Annotated in this window: 16 protein-coding genes; 7 read left to right on the plus strand and 9 right to left on the minus strand. The window is 40.3% G+C overall.

From position 1 onward, the window contains the following. Nucleotides 1–192: 192 nt before the first annotated feature. The 5 genes from ACFSKL_RS15580 to ACFSKL_RS15600 all read left to right on the plus strand — a co-directional run bounded on the left by ACFSKL_RS15580 (nt 193) and on the right by ACFSKL_RS15600 (nt 4686). Nucleotides 193–1299, plus strand: a complete 1107-nt coding sequence (locus ACFSKL_RS15580; protein WP_376887252.1) for a toxin-antitoxin system YwqK family antitoxin — start codon at nt 193–195, stop codon at nt 1297–1299. A gap of 77 nt (nt 1300–1376) precedes the next feature. Beyond that, on the plus strand, nt 1377–2321 hold the full coding sequence (locus ACFSKL_RS15585) for a phosphoribosylaminoimidazolesuccinocarboxamide synthase (protein ID WP_376887253.1): 945 nt from the start codon (nt 1377–1379) through the stop codon (nt 2319–2321). Between the two features lie 224 nt (nt 2322–2545). After that, nucleotides 2546–2932, plus strand: coding sequence for an STAS domain-containing protein (locus ACFSKL_RS15590; protein ID WP_376887254.1), 387 nt, complete (start codon nt 2546–2548; stop codon nt 2930–2932). A gap of 2 nt (nt 2933–2934) precedes the next feature. Next, nucleotides 2935–3855, plus strand: coding sequence for a ribonuclease Z (locus tag ACFSKL_RS15595; protein ID WP_376887255.1), 921 nt, complete (start codon nt 2935–2937; stop codon nt 3853–3855). A 24-nt stretch (nt 3856–3879) separates the two neighbouring features. Beyond that, complete coding sequence (locus ACFSKL_RS15600; protein ID WP_376887256.1) at nt 3880–4686, plus strand: queuosine precursor transporter; 807 nt, start codon at nt 3880–3882, stop codon at nt 4684–4686. A gap of 580 nt (nt 4687–5266) precedes the next feature. Here the strand turns inward: ACFSKL_RS15600 and ACFSKL_RS15605 are convergent. The 9 genes from ACFSKL_RS15605 to ACFSKL_RS15645 form a co-directional block, all read right to left on the minus strand. Beyond that, nucleotides 5267–7621 carry a patatin-like phospholipase family protein gene (locus ACFSKL_RS15605; protein ID WP_376887257.1) on the minus strand — a complete coding sequence of 785 codons (2355 nt, stop codon included), beginning with the start codon at nt 7619–7621 and terminating at the stop codon, nt 5267–5269. A gap of 174 nt (nt 7622–7795) precedes the next feature. Continuing rightward, the gene (locus tag ACFSKL_RS15610; RefSeq protein WP_376887258.1) at nt 7796–8521 is read right to left on the minus strand and encodes an SDR family oxidoreductase; all 726 of its coding nucleotides are present in this window, start codon (nt 8519–8521) and stop codon (nt 7796–7798) included. 171 nt (nt 8522–8692) lie between these two features. Continuing rightward, nucleotides 8693–8950 carry a GlsB/YeaQ/YmgE family stress response membrane protein gene (locus ACFSKL_RS15615; RefSeq protein WP_376887259.1) on the minus strand — a complete coding sequence of 86 codons (258 nt, stop codon included), beginning with the start codon at nt 8948–8950 and terminating at the stop codon, nt 8693–8695. 354 nt (nt 8951–9304) lie between these two features. Beyond that, nucleotides 9305–10066, minus strand: coding sequence for a transcriptional repressor AgaR (gene agaR / locus ACFSKL_RS15620; protein ID WP_376887260.1), 762 nt, complete (start codon nt 10064–10066; stop codon nt 9305–9307). Between the two features lie 447 nt (nt 10067–10513). Beyond that, on the minus strand, nt 10514–13036 hold the full coding sequence (locus ACFSKL_RS15625) for a phosphocholine-specific phospholipase C (protein WP_376887261.1): 2523 nt from the start codon (nt 13034–13036) through the stop codon (nt 10514–10516). A 351-nt stretch (nt 13037–13387) separates the two neighbouring features. Beyond that, a complete protein-coding gene (locus tag ACFSKL_RS15630) occupies nt 13388–14926 on the minus strand; it encodes a SusD/RagB family nutrient-binding outer membrane lipoprotein (RefSeq protein WP_376887262.1) in 1539 nt (512 codons plus the stop codon). A gap of 19 nt (nt 14927–14945) precedes the next feature. Then, the gene (locus tag ACFSKL_RS15635; protein ID WP_376887263.1) at nt 14946–18236 is read right to left on the minus strand and encodes a SusC/RagA family TonB-linked outer membrane protein; all 3291 of its coding nucleotides are present in this window, start codon (nt 18234–18236) and stop codon (nt 14946–14948) included. A gap of 226 nt (nt 18237–18462) precedes the next feature. Next, nucleotides 18463–19494, minus strand: coding sequence for a FecR family protein (locus ACFSKL_RS15640; protein WP_376887264.1), 1032 nt, complete (start codon nt 19492–19494; stop codon nt 18463–18465). 257 nt (nt 19495–19751) lie between these two features. Beyond that, entirely contained in the window at nt 19752–20282 is a 531-nt protein-coding gene (locus tag ACFSKL_RS15645) for an RNA polymerase sigma-70 factor (protein ID WP_376887265.1), read from the minus strand. A 297-nt stretch (nt 20283–20579) separates the two neighbouring features. Here ACFSKL_RS15645 and ACFSKL_RS15650 point away from each other — a divergent pair, with 297 nt between their 5' ends. Both ACFSKL_RS15650 and ACFSKL_RS15655 read left to right on the plus strand, forming a co-directional pair. After that, nucleotides 20580–23531: a SusC/RagA family TonB-linked outer membrane protein gene (locus ACFSKL_RS15650; RefSeq protein WP_376887266.1), complete on the plus strand. Its 2952-nt coding sequence runs from the start codon at nt 20580–20582 to the stop codon at nt 23529–23531. A gap of 12 nt (nt 23532–23543) precedes the next feature. Continuing rightward, nucleotides 23544–25181: a RagB/SusD family nutrient uptake outer membrane protein gene (locus ACFSKL_RS15655; protein WP_376887267.1), complete on the plus strand. Its 1638-nt coding sequence runs from the start codon at nt 23544–23546 to the stop codon at nt 25179–25181. Nucleotides 25182–25248 lie beyond the last annotated feature (67 nt).

The raw sequence follows: 25248 nt of genomic DNA on the forward strand, positions 1-25248 counted from the left end.
CTTCGGATAGAAGTAGAAAGGTTTGGTTTCGGCCGAAACCCGAAAAGATTCACTCAACACCAAAGTCGAACTCCGGGCTTTTCTGACTTTGTGAAATCAAACATTAATACAAAGACAAAGGATTCTAAATCAAGAATTCTTTGTCTTTTTGCTTATTATTGGATAGAAATTGTATTCAAAACTTGGTGACCAATGCTTCTAAAACTGATCTATACAACTTTATGTTTTACTTTACTACATGGGGTTTTGTCAGCTCAAAACAAAATTATTAAAACATATTATGATGAGCAAAATTCAGCTTTGAAAGAAGTGATCGAGGAAGTTGATGGAATCAGAAATGGTACCTATATCTTATATTACGAAAGCGGAAGTGTCGCATTGAGGGGGAATTTTTCCAATGGCAAAAAAGAAGGATTATTTGTGGATTTTTTCCCAAACACAAATGACACGCTGAGAGTCACCACTTATAGCAATGGCAAGAAAGAGGGAATTTCAAAATCATTTTTTGAAAGTGGGAAACCTTCCCAAATAGTCAAGTACAAGGAGAATTCCATAGAAGGAGAAGTCATCACTTTTTACAAAAACGGTGCTATTCATCAAAAGACGAATTTTTCAAAAAACAAACCACATGGACTTACCGAAGTTTATGATGAAGAGGCTTTGTTGCTGGAGAAGAAAATGTTTGAAATGGGGGTTTTGGATGGAAGGCAGGAAAGTTACCATACAAACAGCCAAGTTGAGAAAATCGTCATCTATAAAAAAGGGCAGATACATGGAACCGTACATACATACCATGAAAACGGGCAATTAAGATCAAAAACAAACTTTAAAAGCGGTTACCAGCATGGTGGTTTTGAAGAATATCATGAAAGTGGCCAACTTGCAAAAAAAGGAAAATACCGGAATGGTGACCCTGATGGTGAATTCAAGAGCTATTTTCCCTCAGGAAAAGTTATGGAATCAACAAATTATAGAAGAGGCTTACCTGTTGGCACTTTTGTGGGCTATTTTGAGAACGGTCAGATCCAAGAAAAAACCCACCATGACAAGTATCATGAAATCTCCCAAATCGTCACCTACCATGAAAACGGTAAAGTGTTGAAGGAAGTGAATTTTAGCTTTGGAAGGGAACATGGCCCGACTTTGGTTTATTTCCCTAATGGGCAGTTGAAAGAAGAATTGCCTTATGTAAGAGGTAAAATCCATGGAATACAGAAAGTATATGCAGAAACGGGGGAGATTATTTTGGAGAGAAATTTTAAAGAAGGGAAAGTCGTGGAGCTGACCGGAGAGAAATAAAAAGAAAATATCAACAATTCACCCATTTCTGGTTTCAATCACGAATGCTTTTTCTATTTTTGTCCAAAGAATAAAACATGAATGGTGCTATAAAAGAAACACATTTCCAATTTCCCGGACAAAAGGGATTTTATAAGGGTAAGGTTCGTGATGTTTATATGTTTGACAAGACAATTGCAGTGGTGGCTACGGACAGGATCTCTGCCTTTGACGTCGTCTTGCCCAAGCCGATCCCCTACAAAGGGCAGGTTTTGAATCAGATTGCCGCAAAATTTCTCAAGGCAACTGCTGATATTGTTCCAAACTGGGTAACATCTACCCCTGATCCGAATGTGACAGTTGGAAAAAAATGTGAGCCGTTCAAGGTGGAGATGGTCATCCGAGGATACCTCGCAGGACATGCTGCCAGGGAATATGCCTCCGGCAAAAGAACAATTTGTGGAGTAGCATTACCTGAAGGCTTAAGGGAAAACGATAAATTACCCAACCCTATCATCACCCCTACCACCAAAGCCGACGAAGGGCATGATGAGGATATTTCCAAGGAAGCGATCCTAGAAAAAGGTATTGTAAGCCCGGAAGACTATGCCATTTTGGAAAAATATACACATTCCCTTTTTCAGAAGGGAACTGAAATAGCTTCGGAAATGGGGTTGATATTGGTAGACACAAAATATGAATTCGGAAAATTCAATGGCGAAATCTACCTTATCGATGAAATCCACACACCTGATTCATCAAGGTATTTTTATGCTGATGGCTATGAAGCAAACCAGAAACAAGGAAAGGCTCAAAAACAACTCTCCAAGGAATTCGTAAGACAATGGTTGATTTCCAATGGATTCCAGGGAAAAGAAGGTCAAAATATCCCAGATATGCCTAATTCCTTTGTGGAAGAAATCTCCGAAAGATACATTGAGCTCTATGAAAAGATCACCGGGGAAAAATTCGTCAAAGCAGATACAGGTAATTTGGGAAAAAGAATTGAAATGGCTGTTTTGAAGGAAATTGGGGAAGGATAAATTTGTTGTACAAAGTATAAAGTACAGTGTACCAAGAAGTGTTTATTGAAGGAAAATAGGCTTCCCATCTTCTCTTCCCGATTGATGTAAAGAAGCGAGAGTATGTGAAATACGACAGCGTCATATCGAACGAAGTGAGATATCTCCCCGCAATTCTGCGGGACAGGCTTCGTTTCTCGCTTCTAATAACCCTTCTATTAAATAAATAAAACAAAAGTAGTAATATGAAATACTCAGTCGATAAAAAAGAACAATATGTGGTATTCACACCACTAGAGGAGAAATTGGATTCTGCTCTTTCACCAAAATTGAAATCAGAGCTTTTGACAGTTCATGCGGAAGGCTACCGTAATTTGGTGATTGACATGAGCCAGGTAAAATATGTCGACTCAAGCGGATTGAGTGCGCTCTTGGTTGGGAACAGGGAGTTTAGCCGTGAAGGCGGGATATTTGTAGTTGCTTCCCCACAGGAACATGTCACTAAATTGATCAAAATATCAATGCTTGATAAGGTTTTCAATATCGTAGAAACAATAGAAGAGGCAGCAGAAGCCATCTTTATCCACGAGATTGAGAAAGGCGGTACTGAGGACGAGGAAGAAGAAAATTGATTTTGGAATTTGAAGTCACCATCTTAGGCTCCAATTCTGCGATTCCGGCCCATGGCCGAAACCAAACTGCGCAGTTGGTAAACATAGGTTCTTCCTCCATCTTGCTGGACTGTGGGGAAGGCACCCAAATCCAACTGCGCAGATTTAAAACCAAGTACAGCCGCATAGACCACATTTTTATAAGTCACCTTCATGGTGACCATTATTATGGTTTGATGGGCTTGTTGTCAACATTTCAGCTCCAAAAAAGATCGAAGTTGCTGACAATTTATGGTCCCGTCGGACTGGATGAGATCATCACTGCCAACTTCAAGTACAGCAATACAAGGATAAATTTCCCGCTCAGATTCATTTTCACCAATCCAAAAGAAAAGGAATTGGTCTTGGAGGAAAAAAATTATAGAGTATTTACATTTCCCCTCAAACATAGAATCCCTTGTACCGGTTTTATCATCCAAGAAAAACAGGGAATGCTAAGCATGAACAAGCAGATGCTACTGGAAAACAAGATCAGCATAGAAGCAATCAATACCTTAAGAAAAGGGATGGATTTCAAGGATGCAAAAGGGGACCCAATCTATTTGGTAAAGGATTACACGCTCCCTCCCAAACCGCTCCGCTCCTATGCCTTTTGTTCAGACACCATTTTTGATCCGATTGATTTGGTAAAGTATATCGATGGGGTCAGCACGGTCTACCACGAAGCTACTTTTGGAGATGATGAGGAAGTAAGGGCCAAGGAGACTTTCCACAGCACTGCGGCCCAGGCAGGGAAAATCGCTTCCCTTGCTGGGGTCAAGAAATTGATCTTGGGCCATTATTCTACCCGGTATTTGGACCTGAACCCATTATTGGAACAGGCAAAGGGCACTTTTGACAATGCATATCTAAGCGAGGAAGGAATTACATACCAAATTGAATAGGCAATTTATCCAATATACACCTATATGGAAATCAGTAAAACGGAGAAGAAATTTCAATCCAAAAAAACCAACCTCTTCATCATTTTGTCAGGGATATTCCTCACAAATGCAATTCTGGCAGAAATCATCGGGGTGAAAATATTTTCCGGAGAGATGACATTGGGTTTTGAACCAGTTGGATGGACGTTTTTTGGGAATTATATACTGGACTTTAACTTGACCGCCGGAGCAGTTATCTGGCCGATTGTTTTTATCACCACAGATATCATCAATGAATATTTTGGAAAAAAGGGAGTTCGGAAAATCAGCTTTTTGACGGCGTTCTTTATCGCCTACATCTTTATCATCATCACGATCGTCACCCAATTGCACCCTGCACCATTTTGGTTGGAGGTGAACACCCCAGACCCAGCAGGCAACGATTTCAATATTGACTATGCCTTCAACACCATTTTCAGGCAAGGATTAGGAATCATCATTGGATCATTGATAGCTTTCCTTTTGGGACAGCTGATCGATGTGTATGTATTCCAAAAGCTGAGAAAAGTCACTGGCCCGAAAATGATATGGCTAAGGGCTACTGGCTCTACCCTTGTTTCGCAATTCATCGACTCCTTTGTCGTCTTGGGCATTGCTTTTTATGTTTTTGGAAATTGGAGTATGGCTCAGATAATCTCAGTAGGGATCATCAATTATATCTACAAATTTGGGGTTGCTATTCTCCTCACCCCCCTACTCTATTTGGGACATCATTGGATCGACAGGTATTTGGGAAAAGAGATAGCTGAGAAAATGACCGAAGAAGCCATGGAAGACACTTCTTTTTTATAAATAATGTGAGACGTGAGACACGAGTATCTTGTTATTGGTTGATTAGGTTATTGAGGAATTGGGAGTAAGAGCCAAGATGCAGAGGGATATAAAAACCCCGAAAGGGTTAATCCTCGATTAGCCCCGTATGAAATGCGGGGAATATGATAAAATATTCCATCACGGTTTGTTCAACCCTGAAAGGGTTGAATTTTTCTAAAGAAAAAGTATCAAGTCATTTCAGGACGTGACAAAGACTTCAACTACGAAGTGCCTGTCCCAACGTATGACGGGAGTTAAACTTTAATTGGCCCAGGGTCGCAACCCAGGGAATAAGGGGGGGGGAGAATTGTCGGGACAATCCCTAAAAGGGGTTGAACTTAGCTTTCATGTATGAAAAATAGTCGTAACAGAGACAGCTTGGTCGGGGCGGATGAGACAAGATAATTCGTGAGATTAATGGGGATAGATAGTGATATAAGCTCTGTCTCTGTGAGATCGGTTGATATTAAAATTGGAATCTAAAATCTGAGATTTTAAATTTAATTCCAAGACATGATATTAGAACTTGTTTAAACTTCATCCTTTGCTCTTACCCAGTCTACCGATCTGAATAATTGAAAGAAAAACCTATAGAAAAATATCCTCTGACATGAAAGTCCTTTGTATTGCTCCCAATCCCCGCTGAAATAGGTCCAAAGTGGGTGTTGATAGATGCATCCAGTCCATATCCAAGAAACATCCCTTTTCTGTATATATCAATGATTTCAAGATGGTTGGTACTCACTAAGGGAATATGCGGGCTAAGCCCAATAAGGTTGCTGCCCATCCTGACATAAATGTTTTTGGCGGGTAAATACTGCGCTGTGAGACCAATCTTACCGAAGTTTGGTGTTAGTATTTCCCCATAGTTGATCCCCCAGGAACGCGTATCATTGAACCTGATTCGCTGGTGCCCTCCCAGATAAAATTCATCAAACTGCTTGTCCATTCCGTCCGCAGAGAACGTCATCGCCGTAGAAAGTGTTGGGATCAACTGTGTATGCTCTCCAATGGAAAAATATTTGACATAGTTGAAATAGAAAGACAGGTAAGGATTGGGGTTCATCACAGATATAGCGGCATTCAAATCCTCAGCAGGTATCCCTACCCTGTCGCCGTTTGCTTGCAGATACAAGGTGTCAACACCATCTCTGAGGTTGATTTTCAACTTATTGAATGTCTTCAATACCCCCTCAAGAATTGTCTCTGAACCCCTTGTTGGAAAATTCCTGTCATTCAGGGAGTTCCTGTTGTACAATCCCCGCAATCCCAAAAACTCATTGCTGGCATTTCTTACTTCCCCTGGTAGCGCTATATTGAATTTGGACCTGGATTTGTTCTTCTGATAGAAAGCCCCCAAAGAAAAACTTTGCTTTAGGGATTGTGTGGAGATAATCTGGACACTAAGCTGGCTTTCCCTGTTGATATACACATCTACCGACCTTCCATCGGAAAAGTTAGGGACTTGCTGAAACATATAATTGTAGCGAAGATTGAATGCGTACTTTTTTTCATCACCCATATATTTGTAATGATCCAATCTGAACTTGGGATTTTCCGATACATCCCCAATCAACACAGTCCTTGAAGATCTTCCCACAAAATCTCTTGCAGTCAGGTTGAACAAGAGGCCGGCTGAAAACATGTTGTCATAATAAACCGAAGAAAAGAACAATACATCTGATTTTTCGACAGTTCTGATTTTCAAAGTATATGTATTGTCTCTGAGATGTACCAAGGTGAAATCGACTTTCTTGAAACCATTGATACCATATACTCTGGAAATCCCCTCACGGATATCCTCTCTGTCGACCAAGTCCCCTTCATTGATAGCCAGTTTTGATAGTATCAAGCTAGTAGAAAAAATCCTGTTTCCGTTGATCTCAATCTTGTCCACTACTATCGGGGGAACTTCAAGTCCTATCCCCCTACTGCGGCTTTTGAAACCATACCTATCGGCAAGTTCCCGAAAATCCTGTAGATGGAGGGCTCCTGCTTCCTCACCAAGCTGCATAATCTCTTTGTACCTCCCAAAGCTTGCCGTAGAATTCCCTTTCAGATCAGGCTTGATATAAATATCGCAATTACCAATATTTTCCTGAAGCTTGGTATAGGATTGGGACATTGCGATCTGCATCAGTATTCCCGAAAAAGATCCTATCAGCTTAGGATCCTGAAAATCTTCGTCTCCGACATTGACCCCAATGACAATCTCAGCCCCCATCTCTTTGGCTATATCCACAGGGAAATTATTGACCACACCCCCATCTACTACCATCCTGCCATCCAATTCATAAGGCGTAAATGCCGTGGGAATCGCTATACTCGAACGCAGCGCATTTGTCAGATACCCTTTGTCTATAATGACAGCATTGCCAGTGCCTACATCTGTTGCTACACACCTGAATGGAATGGGAAAGTCATCAAAACTCTCAAACTGATTTGCGGGCCATGTATAATGGTGTAGCATTTCTGACAGTTTTTGGCCTTCTATCAATCCCGAGGGAAATGCTATCTTTTTGTTATGGATTGGAAGTTCGAGCAGATACCTATTGTAATACTCCTTTTCCTCAAAGGCAATGTTGTTGAAAGCGACCCTGTTGGAGACAATAAGATCCCAATCTGCATCCATCAAAATCTCCTCCAGCTCTGCCGCATTATACCCAATGGCATACAATCCCCCTATGACCGCTCCCATACTGGTGCCTACGATGATATCAGGACGAATTCCTGCTTCCTCCATGGCTTTGAGTACACCAATATGTGCCATTCCTTTTGCCCCTCCACCACTGAGTACCAAGCCAATCTTTGGCTTCCCATGGGGAACTTGCCTGGCGATAAGCCCGGTAGTGATAAAAAACAAAAAAATACAAGTCACAACTAACTTCAAATAGCCGTAGATTCGAAAACACATGGGCATTTCTTTTTCAAATGAAAATATAGAAATATTTCATTGGAATTTCTTCAGGCTGGATAGAAATAATCAATGTTTTCAACGATTGCGACTGAAGTACTTGAACTTTTCCCGAAAGGACCGAGCTTTCAGAACCTTTTGTCTGTATGGCGATCCTATCAACACAAAATCCTCTTATGCCCCGCTCCCGGGAGGGGTGGTTGGCCTCACTTCGACCTTGCTTGGAAGTGTTCTTGGGTTCATTTGCATCAAATCAACTACCATTTGTCCCAAATCTTCTATCTGGATCTTCCATGCATCTTTATCACTTGGCTGATGGTCATTGAAATAGGTGGAAACAGAACCTGGCATAATGGTAGTCACCCTGACACCATATTTCCTGATGTCCAGCATGGCTGCCTGAGAAAATCCTGTTACGCCAAATTTACTTGCATTGTAAGCAGAGCCATTGGCAAAGAAGTTTGTCCCTGCCAAACTGGAGATAGAAATAAAATAGCCTTTCGATTTTTTCAAGCTTTCAAGGCCGGCTTTGATACTGTAGAACACCCCTGTCAGATTGGTATCGATGGTTTCATGCCATTGGTCCAAAGTCAAGTCCTCTATGGAAGCAAAGTGGCCTATACCCGCATTGGCCACCAATAAATCAAGTTGACCCCATTTATCGAGTACTTTATTTATTGCCTGTTGTTGGGAATCGAAATCCCTCACATCTGCTTCCAAAGCCAAAGCTTCTCCAGTACCTAATTTACTCAATTCCTGAACAGCCTGGTCTGCACTTGCCTGTGTCCTACTGGTGATTGCCACCCGCATTCCCTGAGCCATGAGCGCTGCCGCTATCCCGTAGCCTATTCCCTTGCTTCCCCCTGTGATCAATGCTGTTTTGTTGGTTAAGTTTTGCATATTTTTATTTTTGGTGTAAAATATATCATTTCTCTGATACGGTTTTAGAACCATCAGATCCAATAAAAAGTTTGCCAATATTATGTTCTGTTATTGATAAGGCATAAAAAAGGATAAAACTTATCTTCCAACAAATTTTATCCCTTTTGATAATCTAAATAAACTTCCTGATTACTTCCTCTTGCTTACTTTAGCATAAATAAACAGCAAAAGTACTGCTCCGGCAATCGAGATAATCCAATTCATTGGACTCCAGAAGCTTCCGCTTACAGCGATTCCAAGTACTCCGGCAATCCATCTACCAACCACAGACCCTAATATCCCAAGCAAAATAGTGATGATCCAACCTCCTGGATCTTTACCTGGATGTATGACTTTGGCGATAATACCCGCTATCAAGCCAAAAATAATGTATGCTATCCAACTCATAGTATTAAAATTTAGGTTTATGTATAATGTTTATATGCTACTCAATATAAGTAAAAATAGGTAAACATGTAAATTTGATTAACTCAAAAGACCCATTAGGTGGATTGTTCGGTGAGGACACCGACCACGGTGAGAGGGAAGTCGCTTTTAAGAATCTCGGAACGAGGGATTCCCATTTTAGGTTGATCCTTTTGGTCTGTGGGGACACCGGCCAAAGTAACGCTCGAAGATTTTGCGCTAAAAGCGATTTCCCTGATATGATTAGGCAATTGCACCTGTAAGTAGGAAGCCAACAGATGACGGTCAACTGTTGGCCTTCACTATATTAAAAGCCAAGTCCAATATATCTTCCTATCAATCGGCAATAATCACTTCTACATTGTTTCTTTCCAAAATCTTCACATATTCCTGCTCTATCCCCTTGTCAGTAATCACTTTATGGATTTTGTGAAGACCGGCGATAAATGCAAAGCCGCTTTTTTTGAATTTTGAAGAATCTGCTACTACGATTACCTCTTCAGAAATCTCGATCATCAACTGATTGAGGTAGGCTTCTTCCATGTGGTAAGTGTAAACCCCAACGTCAGTTTTGAAACCGTCTACTCCCAGGAACAGCTTGTTGCAATGCAGTTGCCTGAAATTTCTTTCTGCCATTGGCCCAACCAAAGACATTGAGAATTCTTTCAAAAAACCTCCCGGAACCATCACTTCCAAGTTGTCATAATTAGCTAGGTTGTTGATGATATCCAAAGCGTTGCTGATCACTGAAAGCCTTTCAAATTTTCCCAAGTTATTCGATATTTCAAAAGTGGTAGTTCCCGAATCCAAAATGATTGAGTCATTCTCCTGAATCATTTTTGCTGCAGCTTTCCCTATCGCCTTTTTGGCATCTAAGTTGATTTTCTTCTTCTCTGTAACCGGAATCGCCAAAGAGTTGGTCTTGAAAGCACCTCCATGTGCCCTCACCAACAATTTGTTTCTTTCGAGATTGGACAAATCATTCCTAATCGTAACTTCACTGACATTGAATTCTTTGCTCAATTCACTGACATTGACTTGACCTTGAATTTCCAAGGCTTCTATAATTTTCGAACGTCTTAAGGCTGTTTTTTTCATTTTATTAAAAGTTTATAAACCTTTTAAAATTTACTGTGATTTTATTTTAAACATTTACTCGATAAAAGATTTTTGAAATATATACATTTTTCTTTCAAATTGAAAAAATACGTAAGGTTTTGAGAGTTTAAATTTATTGTTCTTGGTATATTTTTGTTTTTCTCCAATCATAAAAATGTATGGGGAATAAAGAAAATCATGATCATCCAAAATTTATATAGAATGGATATTAGCAGGTAGAGGAAAAATCATTTCAATTGAACAATTAAAAATTTAGTAAAAAATAATTTAAAATATTTCATATCATTGTTTTTTATTTATAAATATTTACGTTATATTTGTTTTGCAAACAAAATGTTAGCGCCTCATATTTTGATTATTGGGTTATTGAAGTAGAAAACCAGTCAGTGGATATTCCTTACTGACTGGATTTTTTTTGCCGAATGCTTAGAAATCATATTGCAAATCATGAACCCTACCAAGTAATGGGTCCGTTATCGAAGGTTTGTTCATATCCATTCTCCCTGCATATGCCCATTCGAAATCACCATTCAAATCGGATAGGTTAAAATCATACCAGCCTTTGGTTTTTGAAGTCTCAACCCCAATGGTTTTTGTCTGCCCAGACTTAAGGACAATGGTTTTATTTGTTTTCCTATATGTTGATTCTTGCATTTTCACCTCCTGTGGAACAGTACTTAGATTGGTGATTATGAGCAAGATTCCCGCCCTCCCAAACCTCTTTGCTTCGTACTCACATTTGACCTGAACCATTGTGTCCATATTTGATTTCCCTCTGAATCCCCTCCAAAAACCATTTGGTCCTTGCACCCTAAGATCGTACATGTCATTATCAAAACCTTTCAATTCCCAATCATAACCAACATGGTCACCTTTTTTCACGGCAAAATCCCAAGAATGTAAAATCTTTTGGGTTTTCTTGTTTCTATGACCGCTAGGGGCAAACACTTTGAAAGGGGCACCTATCGATTTACTTCCGAAAATCTTTGTACCACAGGAAAAATTCAATTTGAGAATCCCTTCTTTTATCTCCAAATCACAATGATTTTCATATGGGATTATATTGGAAGGTTTGACGCCTATTTCTTGTGGACTTACAAAACCCACTGGTTCTGTTTTCACCAATTCAGTATCAAATACCATGTAATTCTCCGGTAAAACATGTTTTCTTACCTGATGTATTCCTTTCATATGTTCCGCTTGAACCAAGGTTTTCAAGACGGCATCATCATTCCCTTCTTTGCGAAACATCGACGTCAAGTCTCCACATATCTCCCTTCTCCAAGAACTGATATTTGGACAATGGATTTTCTTCCCTGTTTTTTTACTCAGGAATTTTTCCAAAAACATCAAGGATGATGTCAGGTCACAAACTTGGGAATTCACCCAACCACCTTTGCTCCAGGGAGAAGCCACGACAAGTGGCACCCTGTACCCCAACCCAACTGGACTTTCCCTTGCATCTTTTTCCTCAAATCCTGCTTCCAATTCTTGGTTCTTGGTTACAAATTCCCCCAAAGTACTCAGTCCCTGGGATATTTTCCCCGTTTGTAAGTCTTTTTCATTTGGGGCTACATAAGGTGGGACATGGTCAAAATAGCCATCATTTTCATCATAATTGAGAATGAAGATCGTCTTCTTCCATACTTCTGGATTTTTGGTAAGGATGTCCATTACTTCAGATACATACCAAGCTCCATACCAGGGGGCACTTGGATGGTCCGAAAATTTCTGTGGTGCCACCAGCCAAGAAACAGTTGGTAAGCTCCCTGATTCCACATCCTTCCTGAAGCCATGGAGAATATCACCTTTGGGTATCTTTACTTCTTCACTTTTTCCATTGGCTACATATCCCAATGTCTCAGTCCTATGGTAATTGGGATCATCGGAATTGGTGGCAAAAGCCTTCTGATGCAGATTCCTAGCTCTTTGGTCAAGCCTGTCAAATGCTTCGGGACTGTATTCTTTCAGGGTTTTCTTGGCGTAATCCAAAGTGTTTTTCAACTGCCCCAATTGCTTGTTGGCTTCATTGATATCTTCCACTTCCCCTTTCTCCAGAAATTTTTCAAGCTTATCAATCTCAACTGGGATTTCTCTTAGAACCTTTTGGAGGTAGTTGATATGCCCAGGACTAAAACGTATCTGGTACTGCTTGAACCATTCCAAATTGTTGTCTGTAAAATTGCCCAGCAAAGACTCATCCTCACCCTGAAGTTCGGTTTTGATGCTGACTTCATTTTGATAGATCTTCCAAGAAATATTGTTGTCTTCCAACACTTCCGGAAATGTGAGCCAATCCACTTCCCTGTTATACCCTATTTCAGAGTTCCGGACCTTTACTTTGTCGGCTGGATGCTTATTTGATTTACCTGTCCAGAAATACATCCTATTGGTGGTCGTCCCTGTCAATGTAGAGCAAAAATGCTGGTCAGCCACGGTAAAAGCATCTGCCAAGGCATAATAAAAAGGGATATCTTGTCGCTGATAATATCCCATAGTCAAAGGAATATGGTTAAACTCCCTGTTCCATGGTTTCTTGGACAAAATCCAATTATCAAATTTGCCTGAATTATAGGCATCTACTTGATCTTCCCAAGAATGGGGCAAATCCCCCAACCAAGTTGCCCTGGTATCCTTGATGTTCAACCTAAATGGGGGAAATGATTTTCCTGAATTATCAGGCTGAAACCAAACAGGGTTGCCATTGGGAAGTCTGATAGTCCTGGGATCATTGAATCCCCTCACTCCTTTCAAAGCCCCAAAACAATGGTCAAAGGACCTATTCTCCTGCATCAAAAACACCACATGCTCCGCATCATAGAAGCTGCTGCCTTTTTCCGTCTGGATGGCCAGAGCTTTCTGGATAGAAACTGGCAAAGAAGTTCCTACCGAAACACCACCTGCAAGCAAAGCTGCTTTTTTTATAAAATCTCTTCTTGAGTCGTTCATTATAATTTATAGCCTTATGATTCCCCGGGGAATTTGATTAAACCCATTTAAAAATAAATCCTCCGGCGGAGTATACCACCGGAGAACCTATTTCACAATAAATAAACCTTATTTTAATGTCTCACTCTGGGGGTAAATCCTTCGTCTCTATGCGAAGACTTTAGTGTTTTTTTTCTTTGTGAACTTGGTGTTTTTACTTGGTGATCTCCTTTGTGGTAAAAATTATAACCACTAAGATCACCAAGCTTTTCACAAAGAACACTAAGTCCTGGATTTACTTTAGTCGCCTTTAGGCGAGACCAAACCTATCGGTCTTTAGCCGAAAGTAGTTTAGTTATAAATTCATTGAAATCAATCCTTTAAAATCCACATCAGTGCATTTACATGGTCATTACCTGCAAACTGACGCTGGATTGCCTGGTTGACATGCTCAGTATTGAAATTCAGTTCAGCTTGGGAATACATCCATCTTTTCGGCATTTGGTCACTTACTTCATTCAAGTTGGTAGTGGGATCAATGGGAAATTCGGGAATCCCAGTCCTCCTATTTTCAAAGTAACCCTCAAAAGGTGACTGCAGAAAATTTGAGAGATACTTTTGGAATACAATCTGCTTGATCTGACCTTGAACATCTGAAGCAAACAATACCTTTTCTGATCCAAGGTAAGTGTTGATATAATCATTTGTGATTTTTCGACCTTTGTGGAACATCTCTTGGTCTGGTGTATGGGAAGCGACAAACTGCATCGCTGCACGGATACCTTCTTCATAATACTGCCTTGCATTTGCCCCGACCCAGCCTCTCGCTGCGGCTTCTGCAATGATAAAATTAACCTCTGCATAACTCAAGTGGAAGGTTGGCTCACCCTCAGGAATTTCGGTATATCTTTCGTTGAGGGTAGAATAATCCCCTCCGGATGCAATTTGGCTAAGCGCTGTAAAACTCACAGATGGATCAATTCCTTCATAAGCTTCCCAATCAGCTGGAGATATCCCCTGATTCAGTCTGACGGATGTTGGTTTTGCATAATGAAACAGTCTATAATCACCATGGGATTTGAGGCTATCTATAATGGGCGACCCCACCATGTTATAGATGATAAAGTTATTCCCCAATTTATAAAACGGATAGCGTTGGTTTTCTTTATCCGAATAGGTAAGTTGAAAATTATCGTTGTTTCCCTCAAATATAGGCTTACCAGATAATATCTGTTGAAATTTCGATTTGACCCCCAGGTCTGGATCATCTGCTTTTCTATCCAGGTTGATCAACACTTTCAGAAAAAAAGAGTTGACCAGCTTTCTCCATTTGGCAACATTTCCATTATAAACGGGGTCTCCATCGAAATTAGAACCCTGTGAAAATAACTGGTCTGATTCATTCAATTCATTGAGGATCAATTGAAAAACTTCCTTTTGGCTATCATACTTTGGATTGTAAATATCATCAGTCTCGCCCTTCAAAGCGTCAGAAGCAGGAATATCCCCAACCCTCCGTGTAAGCTCAAACAGTTTATAGGCTTTGATGAAATGCCCCAGGGCTTTGTAAGAATTCTTTTGCGCCTCATTGGGTGCAAACCCCACCATTTTATCCACTTGGTTGAGGATGATCAAACCATCGAATCCTACCCGCTCTATCCGATTGTACTGCTCACCTTGTACAAATTCAGACCAAGCCATGTATTTTGAAAGTAAATCGTCCATCAAGAATCCTTTGGTATTTGGTACTCTGGCGATATCCAAGATCAGGCTTGTTGCCAACATTTGGGATGTAACTTGGTTCGGTGTATTGGGATTGGTATTGATTTCGTCAAAATTACCACAAGAAACTAAGAACAAACCGGCAAAAATGATTGCCAGGTGTTTTTTATAATGTTTATATGTTTTCATCTGTAAGTTCGTTTTGGGATTAGAAATTCAACCTGAGGTTCAAACCTGTATATCTGATCGAAGGGGAATTTAGATCATCTGAAGCCTTATCCGGATCTGAGAATCGGTATTCCTTCGTCCATATAAACACATTCTGACCAGTAATTGCGATAGATGCAGCACTTGCCTTGAACTTGGCTGCAACTGATTTTGGCAATTGGTAAGCCAAGGAAATTTCCCTTAACTTAAAGAAAGTTTCGTCAAATATATTCTGCGGACCAGTCCCTGAGCCTTTGTAATACGCTTCATATGAAACTACCTGATCATTTGGCGCAAATACCCTAGAATCTTCCACGATATTGCCATAAGTATCATATGAAACTGTACCAGAAACGATTTTGACACCATTACCTACGAAAGTCTGGTTGCCATTGACTACCTCCTCGTACCTGTATTGATTGTCCGAATCTGGATGTGCTCCCGTTTGCCAAAGTCTGGCGTTGGTAGCGGAATAAGACAATCCACCTACCCTTCCATCAAATGCAAGGTTGAAAGTGAAATTTTTGTAGTTCAATGTATTAGTCAATCCCCAGATAAAATCCGGATCAGATGTTCCAACCATACTGGAGTACCTGCTTCTTACCGGAAACCCATTGACGTGGATGATGTTACCATCAGGATCTTTGTCCCATTGGGTTGTAGTATAATGATCTGTTCTCAATCCCGGTTTCACCCATGGATTATCAGACGAGTATACATCATCCAATTGCTTGTAGTACCTATGGGCTTTGGACCAGTTCGCTATTACATTCCATTGGAAATTTTGTGTTTTTAGGACCGTGGCATCTAGCGTAAACTCCAACCCTTTCCATTCGAATGTTTCATCTGTATTGATCAGTCTACTGGAAAATCCAGAAGCAGAAGAAATCGTGGCATTGGCTTGCAGGCTATAGATATACCTGTTGAAGTATGCCATGTCAAATTTGATCTTATTTTGTAAAAAATTGGCTACTATACCATATTCATAAGTTCTCTCTGTCTGGGGATCTACTCCAGCTCCCCTGATATTTCTAGGATACCTGGCAGTATTCATCCCATCCCAGACGTTGTTGCTTACAGCATATACCCTGTTGGTGGCATACACATCCAGATCCCTTTTGGACAATGCCCAAGAACCTCTCAATTTCAAAAACTCTATCCATTCCGGCAATGCTGGAAGGACTTCAGACAAAACAAAGCTACCACCAACCGAAGGGTAGAAATACGACCTTGAATCTATAGGCATGGTAGAAGACCAATCATTTCTTCCGGTAACATCCAGAAATGCGAACGATCTGTAGGAAATTGTCGCCTTGCCAAAGAAACTGTTCACCTGTTTCCTGTGATGTTTATTGACCACATCAGGCGTTTCTACACTGGAATTGAGGGAATAAAACCCAGGGATGGAAAGCCCACTTCTTGTACTGCTTGAGAGCGTATCACTCTCATAATAATAGACTGTCCCCCCAAGTATCCCCTCAAAATTGAAGTCCCCTACCTTTTTTTCGAGCAAGAGTAAGAGGTCATTGTTGATACTGAAACCTTTGGTCTGGTTTATTGAATACATACCAAGAGGATTCCATCCCCTGGTACTGAATATACCTGGAGGGTTTCTTCTTTCTGTTTGGTTTACATAATAATCCAGTCCAGACCTAAGCAATAATTTAATGCCCGGAGTGAAATTGTAACTTGCAGTCAAGGCTGTGTTGAAAGTATTCTGATCTATTCCATTGAGTTTTTCGTATGCCATCATATAGGGATTGTCATACCAAGCTCTGTAGTGCCAGTTTTGGACTTCATTTGGTTTTACCCAATAATCTTTGAATTCAGTCACATCATACTCCGGTCCTGTCCATACCAGCAAATTGTAGATATATCCCTGATCACCATATCCCGTACCGGCAGTCTGTGGGGCTGATCTTCTGTTATACCCCATGGTACCATCCAGATGAAACTTATCCGAAACCTTCATTTCCCCACCAATTGTATAGTTAAGCATATTCAATGTAGTGTTGGGATACTGCCCTTTATTATGCACATGTGTCAGTGAAGTCCTTACACTTCCATTTTCACCTTGCTGCGTTATACTGATATTGTTGTTGGTGACAAAGCTAGGTTGTAAAAAATTTTTGAAATTATTCTTCCCTTTTGAGGTCAATTCCATCTCCCGCATCTCCTTCGTCAGGGGATCCCACTGAACGGCTGTTCGGCCTATATCCAACTTGTCGCCCCATACATAGTCATCTGTATTGTATTTCCCATTGTATCCAGCACTATAGGAAGACTGAACTTCCGGCAACATCAGGAATCCAGAAAATGCCATGGTATTGCTGTTGACAGAAACTGACACCCCTTTTTTGTCCGCCCCTCTCTTGGTGGTGATTACGATTGCCCCATTGCCCCCTCTGGCTCCATAAAGTGCAGAAGCTGTAGGTCCCTTCAGTACATCTAGACTCTCTATATCGTCTGGACTCACATCCCTCAAAGTCATGTTGCCATATGGGACACCATCGATTACCAACAGTGGGTTAGCTCCACGAAGAGAGATCGTGGGACGTTCGAAAAATTCAGTCGAGTTGCGGACATTCAATCCAGCAACCCTACCAGTAAGGCTGGTCCCAATATCTACACCCTTAACCTGCTGTATTGTCTCTCCTGACACTTTCTGTACCGCATAACCCAATGCTTTTTCTTCCCTTTTGATCCCCAAAGCAGTGACTACTACCTGCTCCAAGTCACTGATTTCCTCACTCATCATAATTTGGATTCTTGTCTGTGAAGCCGGCACTTTTATCTCTTGGGTCTTGTAACCTACATAACTGAGTACAAGCACCAAGTCCTTTTCCTCAACCTCGATTGAAAATCCTCCATCCAGATCAGTCACAGTACCCAATGTAGTGCCTTTGACTACCACCATGACACCGGGAATGGGAAGCCCACTTATCTCTTCCACGACTTTTCCAGAGATATTTTTGTCTGCTATCGTTACAGGGCTTATGACAAGTAGACCGTTATCCATCAGCTCATAGCGCAGGTTCTTGATTTTCAAGGCACTTCCAAGCTGTTCCAGCAAATTCCCATTATCAAAATCAAAATTCACCTTACTATTTAACAAATCCTTATTGTCTTGATAAAACAGCTTAAAATCTGTTTTCGACTCCAATTCTTGAAAAACTTCCTTGAAAGTCTTCAATTTCGAACTATTTGATGCCAAAAAATCGGCATTCTGGCCAAATCCACATGTCTTGGAAAGTAGAAATACCAAAATAAACAAATGTAATATTCTCTTCATTTTTTTAATTTTAGGTTGGCAATTTGGTTTATTATTTGGCTGAAACATCCATGTTTTGAAGTGGGCGTCCCCCCTTACTGATGTCGGATTTTCGGTTCATTCTTTTTTCCCATTGATATTTTTTTAGATTGCTTTCCATGGAAAAACACCTTGCAATAGACAATACACTTCCACCCTGCCAAAAATATGGCAGCCTGATTTTGATTGGATTCGATTGATTAATTGATTATCGAATACTTAGAAGTATCTCTTCCCCAGTTATTTTATATTGAATCCCAGTAGCAATACCGATCGCTTTTAGTAAGGTTTCAGCTTCTGCATTACTCACTTTTCCAGTAAATTTGAATTGCTTGATCTGCTCGTCCTTAAAGACCACTTTCAGTCCAAATGTCCTATAGATCCGCTCCCCAATTTCCTCAAGCGACTCCCCTTCCAATATGAAAAGTCCCTCTTTCCATGATATTTGAGACAGGAGTTTCTGATCATTGGTGTAGGTGATCTTGGTGATTTTGGGTCTGTGTCGGTTGTTTTCTCCACCTGCTTTGGCATAGATGATCTTCTCTCTGGGAAGAATGACGAAAGGCTCTATCTGATATGCATCCATCCCTTCCACTTGGAGTTTACCTGTCATAAGTGTAGTTTCGATCTGCCCTTCTTCTGCAAATGCCCGGACATTGAAGGAAGTCCCCAGTACCCTTAGGTCAATATCTCCTGCATCTACCACAAATGGGCTCCCTGATTTGGCGACTTCAAAAAACGCCTCCCCTTGGAGCTTGACATTTCTGGAATCGACATTGAAATCCGAAGGATACTCAAACACAGACCCTGAGTTCAACCACACTTCTGTTCCATCGCCCAACACCAGGTAACTCGTATTTCCCTTTGGTACCTCCAGTCTATGCATGGCAGTCTCCACGTGAACTTCATCAGTCTGCAAGTAAAACTTCACAGCGGCAAACACCCCTACCAACAATACTACACTTGCCGCTATAGAGACTATGCGTCTGTACAACAATCCTCTTGAATAGTTCTTGGACAGCCCCAGCTTGCTGTCTACTGATTTCCAGTCATTCCCTGCCCAGTCCCCTTGATTGAAATCCAAACCTTCGGACATCTCCCAGACCTTCTTATCGGCTTCAAACAACTCGTTGAGGCTTGGGTCTGAGGAAAGCATATTTTCAAAAGCCATGATCTCTTCCTGTGTGGCTTCTCCAGCCAGTATTTTGGCCGACATTATGTCAAATTCTGTGATATCCAATATAGATTGATTTAGCGTATTTACTGATAAGACAATAATCCGGGGTTTATCCCCCAAAAGTTTTTAAAAAAAATATTAAGATTATCCGCATTAACACCAAAAGTTGAATTAAAGGACTGGTTCATGGGGATAATCTCTATTGTTCGATAAGTTATCGGTACATCAATTGATTTAAAATTTATCAAGTTGTTGGGCTACTGGCAAGAAAGCGGATAGTCAGATTAAAGCGTATCAAGAGTAGCACAATATCAATTTGCTTATTTGATAAGCTCCTTTGCCAGTTGGCGTAGACGTTTAAGTGCTATCCCCATCTGATTTTCCACTGTTTTTTCATTGATATTCATTTTTTCCGCAATTGCTTTATATGATTTTCCATGTACCCTTTTCAAAAGGAAAATCTGTCTACACTTATCTGGAAGCGCATCAATCTCCCGTGCCAATGCGGCTTGGTATTCATTTGAAATCATTTCGCTTAATATATTCCTTTCAGCTCCAACCTCTAAATCATCCTTTCGAAGCATTGTTATTTTTGCCGACTTTTTCAAGTGATTGAGACACTTGTTCTTGACAGTGGTAAAAAGGTAAGCCTTCAGTGAAATGCTAATCACCAAGGATTCTTTATGTTCCCACAATGCTACAAATACATCTTGTACCAGCTCTCTCGCCAATTCTACATCCTTAAGATCTCTATTTGCGAAAATCACCAATTCAAAATAATATGAATCAAATAGGACTTTGAAACCCTTTTGGTCACTAGGGATAATATTACCTATCTGATTAATTTCCATTTCCTCACAATATTTTTTTAAACCAAAATACAATTATGCATTATTTGTTTTGAAAACAAAGTATTCCAAATGTTTTGATTTCGTTAATTTATAAATTTTAAATAACAATTAAATAAACGCAAAACATTATTTCTTTTTGAACCAAATATTAATCTTTACTTTCATTTTCTTTCTTTTAAATTTTTGATTTATAAAAACATTATTTAGATTTAGAAAAATTATTGTCATTTCCTTGTTTATTTCGATATACTATAATGAAAAGACAAGATTAAGCAATCTACAAAACCTTATTTTATTATGAAGAAAAGTTTATCAAGCCTCATGGTTCTTTTGTTGCTTCTATTTAGCTGGGAGACAAAAGCACAAACTGGGCAAATCTCAGGACAAGTATTGGACGCAAAATCATCCGAATCGCTTCCGGGTGTAAATGTATTGGTCAAAGGAAGCGCAACTGGTACGGTAACGGATATTGACGGTAAGTTTACCATCGCTGTAGAGAGCGGTACCACATTGGTTTTTTCATTTATTGGGTATAGTACCCAGGAAGTGAGATATAATGGGCAATCCTCTCTTACAGTTTCACTTTCTTCTGATACGAAAGATTTGCAGGAAGTAGTCGTAACAGGTTATGGAACTCAAAAGAGGGAAAACTTAACTGGGTCTATAGCTACAGTCAGTGGAGAGAAACTTACAGATATCACCTCTCCGAACATTGGCAACATGCTTCAAGGAAAAGTCGCAGGTGTAGATGTGGTCGCAAACTCCGGTGCTCCAGGTGCAACTCCAACAATCAGGATCAGAGGCAGATCCTCTATAAGATCCGCTACCACTCCTATATGGGTTGTTGATGGCGTAATCTGGCATGACACTCCGATATTGAACCCTAATGATGTAGAATCTATTTCTGTGCTGAAAGATGCAGCAGCTACAGCTTTATATGGATCAAGAGGTGCCAATGGAGTAATCGTAGTAACTACAAAAGGCGCTAAGGCAGGGACAAGCAGTCTTTCCTTGAATGTAAAAACTGGTGTCAGTATATTCAATAGAAACGACTTCCAAGTAATGGATTCCAACCAACTCGCTGACCTTTGGAATCAATTCCCAAACACAAATGCTATACCTGGTTGGTATGATGAATCTATGAGGGAAAGAAATACAGATTGGCTGGACATTGGTACACAAACTGGCCAGGTAAGGGATTACAACCTCTCCTACTCTGGAACTACAGAAAGGGCAAGGCTTTTTACAGCTTTCAACTACTTCAATGAAACAGGTACTGTCAAAGGAGATACTTATGAGAGGCTTTCCGCAAGGATAAATTACGATTATGACATCAATGAAAAATTAACTTTCAAACCCAAACTGGCAGCGACTTATACGACAAATGACAATGCAAGACACAGCATTTATGACATGTACAGAAATCTTCCCTGGGATCAGCCATTCAATGAAGTAGGCGCGCCAATCAATACGCTGGCTCCTGGTGCCAATTGGAGAGGTAGAGATAACAGAAACTATCTGTATGACTTACAGTGGAATTATGGAAATTCAGCTACTTTCAATATCCTAAGTAATTTGGATTTCCAATATGATATCAATGAGTATCTGTCATTTATATCTACCAACAACTTGACATATTACAATGCCGAATTTTTCAACTATACAGACCCAAGATCCAATGGAGGTTTGGCTGATAATGGTAGGATTTATAATAGAATGGACAAAAGAATCACCCGATTTACCAATCAAATGCTTTCTTATACAAGAGCATTTGACAAGCATTTTGTGAATGTTTTGGCAGGATATGAATTCAATGACTATATCTTCAACAATCTTTCTGCCACCGGTAGGGGTATTGCAGCAGGTGCTCAAGTAATTAACAATGCATCAGAACCACAAGTTATCGGTGGAACCAAAAATGATTACGCATACCAATCTTATTTAATGAATGTAAACTATTCTTATGAAAACAGATACAGTGCTCAAGCGTCGTTCAGACGTGATGGATCTTCTAGGTTTGGTGCTAACAAAAAATATGGAAACTTCTTCTCGCTTAGTGGTGCTTGGAATATCCACAATGAGAGCTTTTTCGATGTCTCTGCTATTCATTATTTGAGATTCAAGGCAGCCTATGGTCAAGTAGGGAACACTCCGGATCAAGATAGATTATACCCCCACCTTGAGTTGTTTTCTTTAAATGCACAGTACAATGGTTTGCCTGCTGCTGTACCCAACGCACTTGGTAATCCAAATTTGACTTGGGAAAAAACTGCAGCTTCCAATTTCGGGATTGAAATCGGATTTTTCAATAGGATTGATTTTGCAGCAGAATACTATATCAAAAACACCACTGATTTACTCCACTTCGTTCCTCTTCCAAATGTCGCTGGTTTTGATGGATACTTTGACAATATTGGTAGTGTTCTTAACAAAGGCTTGGAAATAACATTGGGTGCTGATATTATCAAAAGCAATAATGCCAATTGGAGATTGGATTTCAATATTGGTATGAACAGAAATGAAATTACAGACTTGTTCGAAAACAGAAGACAAATATCAGGTAACAGAATCATTGAAGTAGGCGAAGATATCGATACTTGGTTTATGAGAAAATGGGTCGGAGTAAATCCGGAAGACGGTACACCACTTTGGGAAAGAGTAGACCCTACAACTGGAGAAGTATCTCAAGTAGGAAACTACAACAACGCCACCTTACAAAAAGTAGGTACTTCTACTCCAAACTTCTTTGGTGGATTGACTTCTTCCTTTGACTATAAAGGCTTTTACCTAAATGCTAATATGGCATTTACCCAAGGCGCTATGGTCTATCACAGTGCGAGAGAGACTTTTGACAGTGACGGAGCCTACCCTACATACAACTACATGCAGCTTCAGCCAGGATGGTCAAGATGGTCTCCCGAAAACCCAAATGCAACCCACCCACAGCCGATTTTTGGTGGAAACAATGAAGCGCACAGACCTTCTTCAAGATTTATCGAAGACGTGAGTTTCTTGAGGATCAGAAATATCACTGCTGGGTATAGGCTTCCTGTAAGTGTTGTTCAAAAATTAAGACTCACAGGCTTGGAAGTATTTGTTTCTGGTGACAACCTATTCACTTTCACCAACTTCTCAGGCCTTGATCCAGAGGCTGCAATCTATGGAGATAATCCAGCAAATGGAGACAATGTTTCCTCTCAATATCCCCTTCCGAGAAGGGTCAGTGTTGGTTTGAACTTGAACTTCTAAATCAAAAAAATCATGAAAAAATTAAGCTATATATTTATAATTTCCCTTGGAATATTCTCTATAACATCTTGTGATATAGACAAATCCCCTTACGATTCCATCACTGCTGATGAATTGTCAGAATCAGAAACCAGTGCATTGAATGTTACCCTTGGTACTTACAGCAGAATGAAGGCATGGACTGAGAACTGGCACAGGCTTTTCGAATACCCTGGAGACAATGTTGCTTTGAGTGGGACTACTTCGGACCCCTTGTTCTTTACCTATAATTACCAAAGAATCCCAAATGGAAGTAGAGCTGCTGGATTTTGGAGAAGTTCGTATCAAATTGCAGTATCAGCGAATCAGGTAATCGGAAATGTGATAGAAGGAAGCTCAGAAAGCAACGATCAAATCTTGGCTGAGAACTACTATATCAGAGCTTTGATGCACTTTACGATGGTAAACATCTTTGGAAGACCTTACAATCAAGGAGTAAATAATCCTGGTGTTCCATTAAAGCTTGACGCAGAACCATTGAATCACCCTACAAGATCATCTGTGGGTGAAGTGTATGATCAAGTAGAAGCTGATTTGCTGAAAGCAGCTGCATTGTTTACAGAAAGCAAATCGAATGTATTTGCCTCAAAAGAAGCTGTTTGGGCATTGTTATCAAGACTCTACCTTTACAAAGAAGATAATCAAAAAGCGATAGAATATGCCGACTTGGTATTGAATTCAGGTAGATTTTCTTTAGTGTCTACACAGACTTTGGGCGATTACCCTAAGCTTTCGCCAGAAAGCAACACAGAAACAATATTTGCAGTGAAGTTTGTGAGAGATGTAGATTATGAGTCAAACGGCTGGTTTACAATCGGATCACTTTATGCCAATATCCAAGGTTCAGGTTGGGGTGAAATGTACGCTTCAAGACCCTATTTGGAGCTTGTGAGAGAATTCCCAGAAGACCAAAGAAACAAATTCATCCTTCCATTTGTGGTAAATGAAGATGTGACTTGGGGTTTTTATGTCAGAAACAACCTCAATTACGGTTGGACACCATTGACTCCAGTTGGTGACGAATTTGAATACACACACAATGGTGTGGTCAAAACTGTGGAAACTTCCCTGAATGAAAGGGGTGGAATCAGTTATTTCATGGATACTGATGAGGGCAGAAAAAGAATCTTGATCGACAAGCAGTTGGACCTGAGAAACAATTTCCCTAAGTACTTTATCACCAAATGCTCAGGACAAGATGATCAGGCACACTTATGGTCTCCTGTAGTATCAAGGCTTGCCGAAATGTACCTGAACAAAGCAGAAGCAGCTGCAAAATTGGGACAAAATGCTGAGGCGCTTGAATTGGTGAATGTAATCAGGTCAAGAGCAGGTATTCCCGCAGGCGGATTGTACACGATGTCTAATCTTGGTGGCAAATCTGTGATGGATGTAGTCTTGGAAGAAAGAATGCTGGAATTGGCTTGGGAAGGCCATAGAAAAATGGATGTTTTCAGAAATGGAAGAGCCATGGACAGAAGATATCCGGGCACCCACTTGGTAGGAAACAATCCAAAAACAATGATTCAGGCAAATGACAATGCGATCATTGAATTCATTCCTGAAGCACAACTTCTTGTACATGAAGGATTGACACAAAATCCATCTTAGAAGCAAAATGGCCTGGGAACGATTGTCCCCAGGCCATTTCTCTTATCCCAAAGACCTATATGATTAT

The sequence above is a fragment of the Belliella marina genome, assembly GCF_042682445.1.
In the GTDB taxonomy this organism is placed as follows: Bacteria; Bacteroidota; Bacteroidia; order Cytophagales; family Cyclobacteriaceae; genus Belliella; species Belliella marina.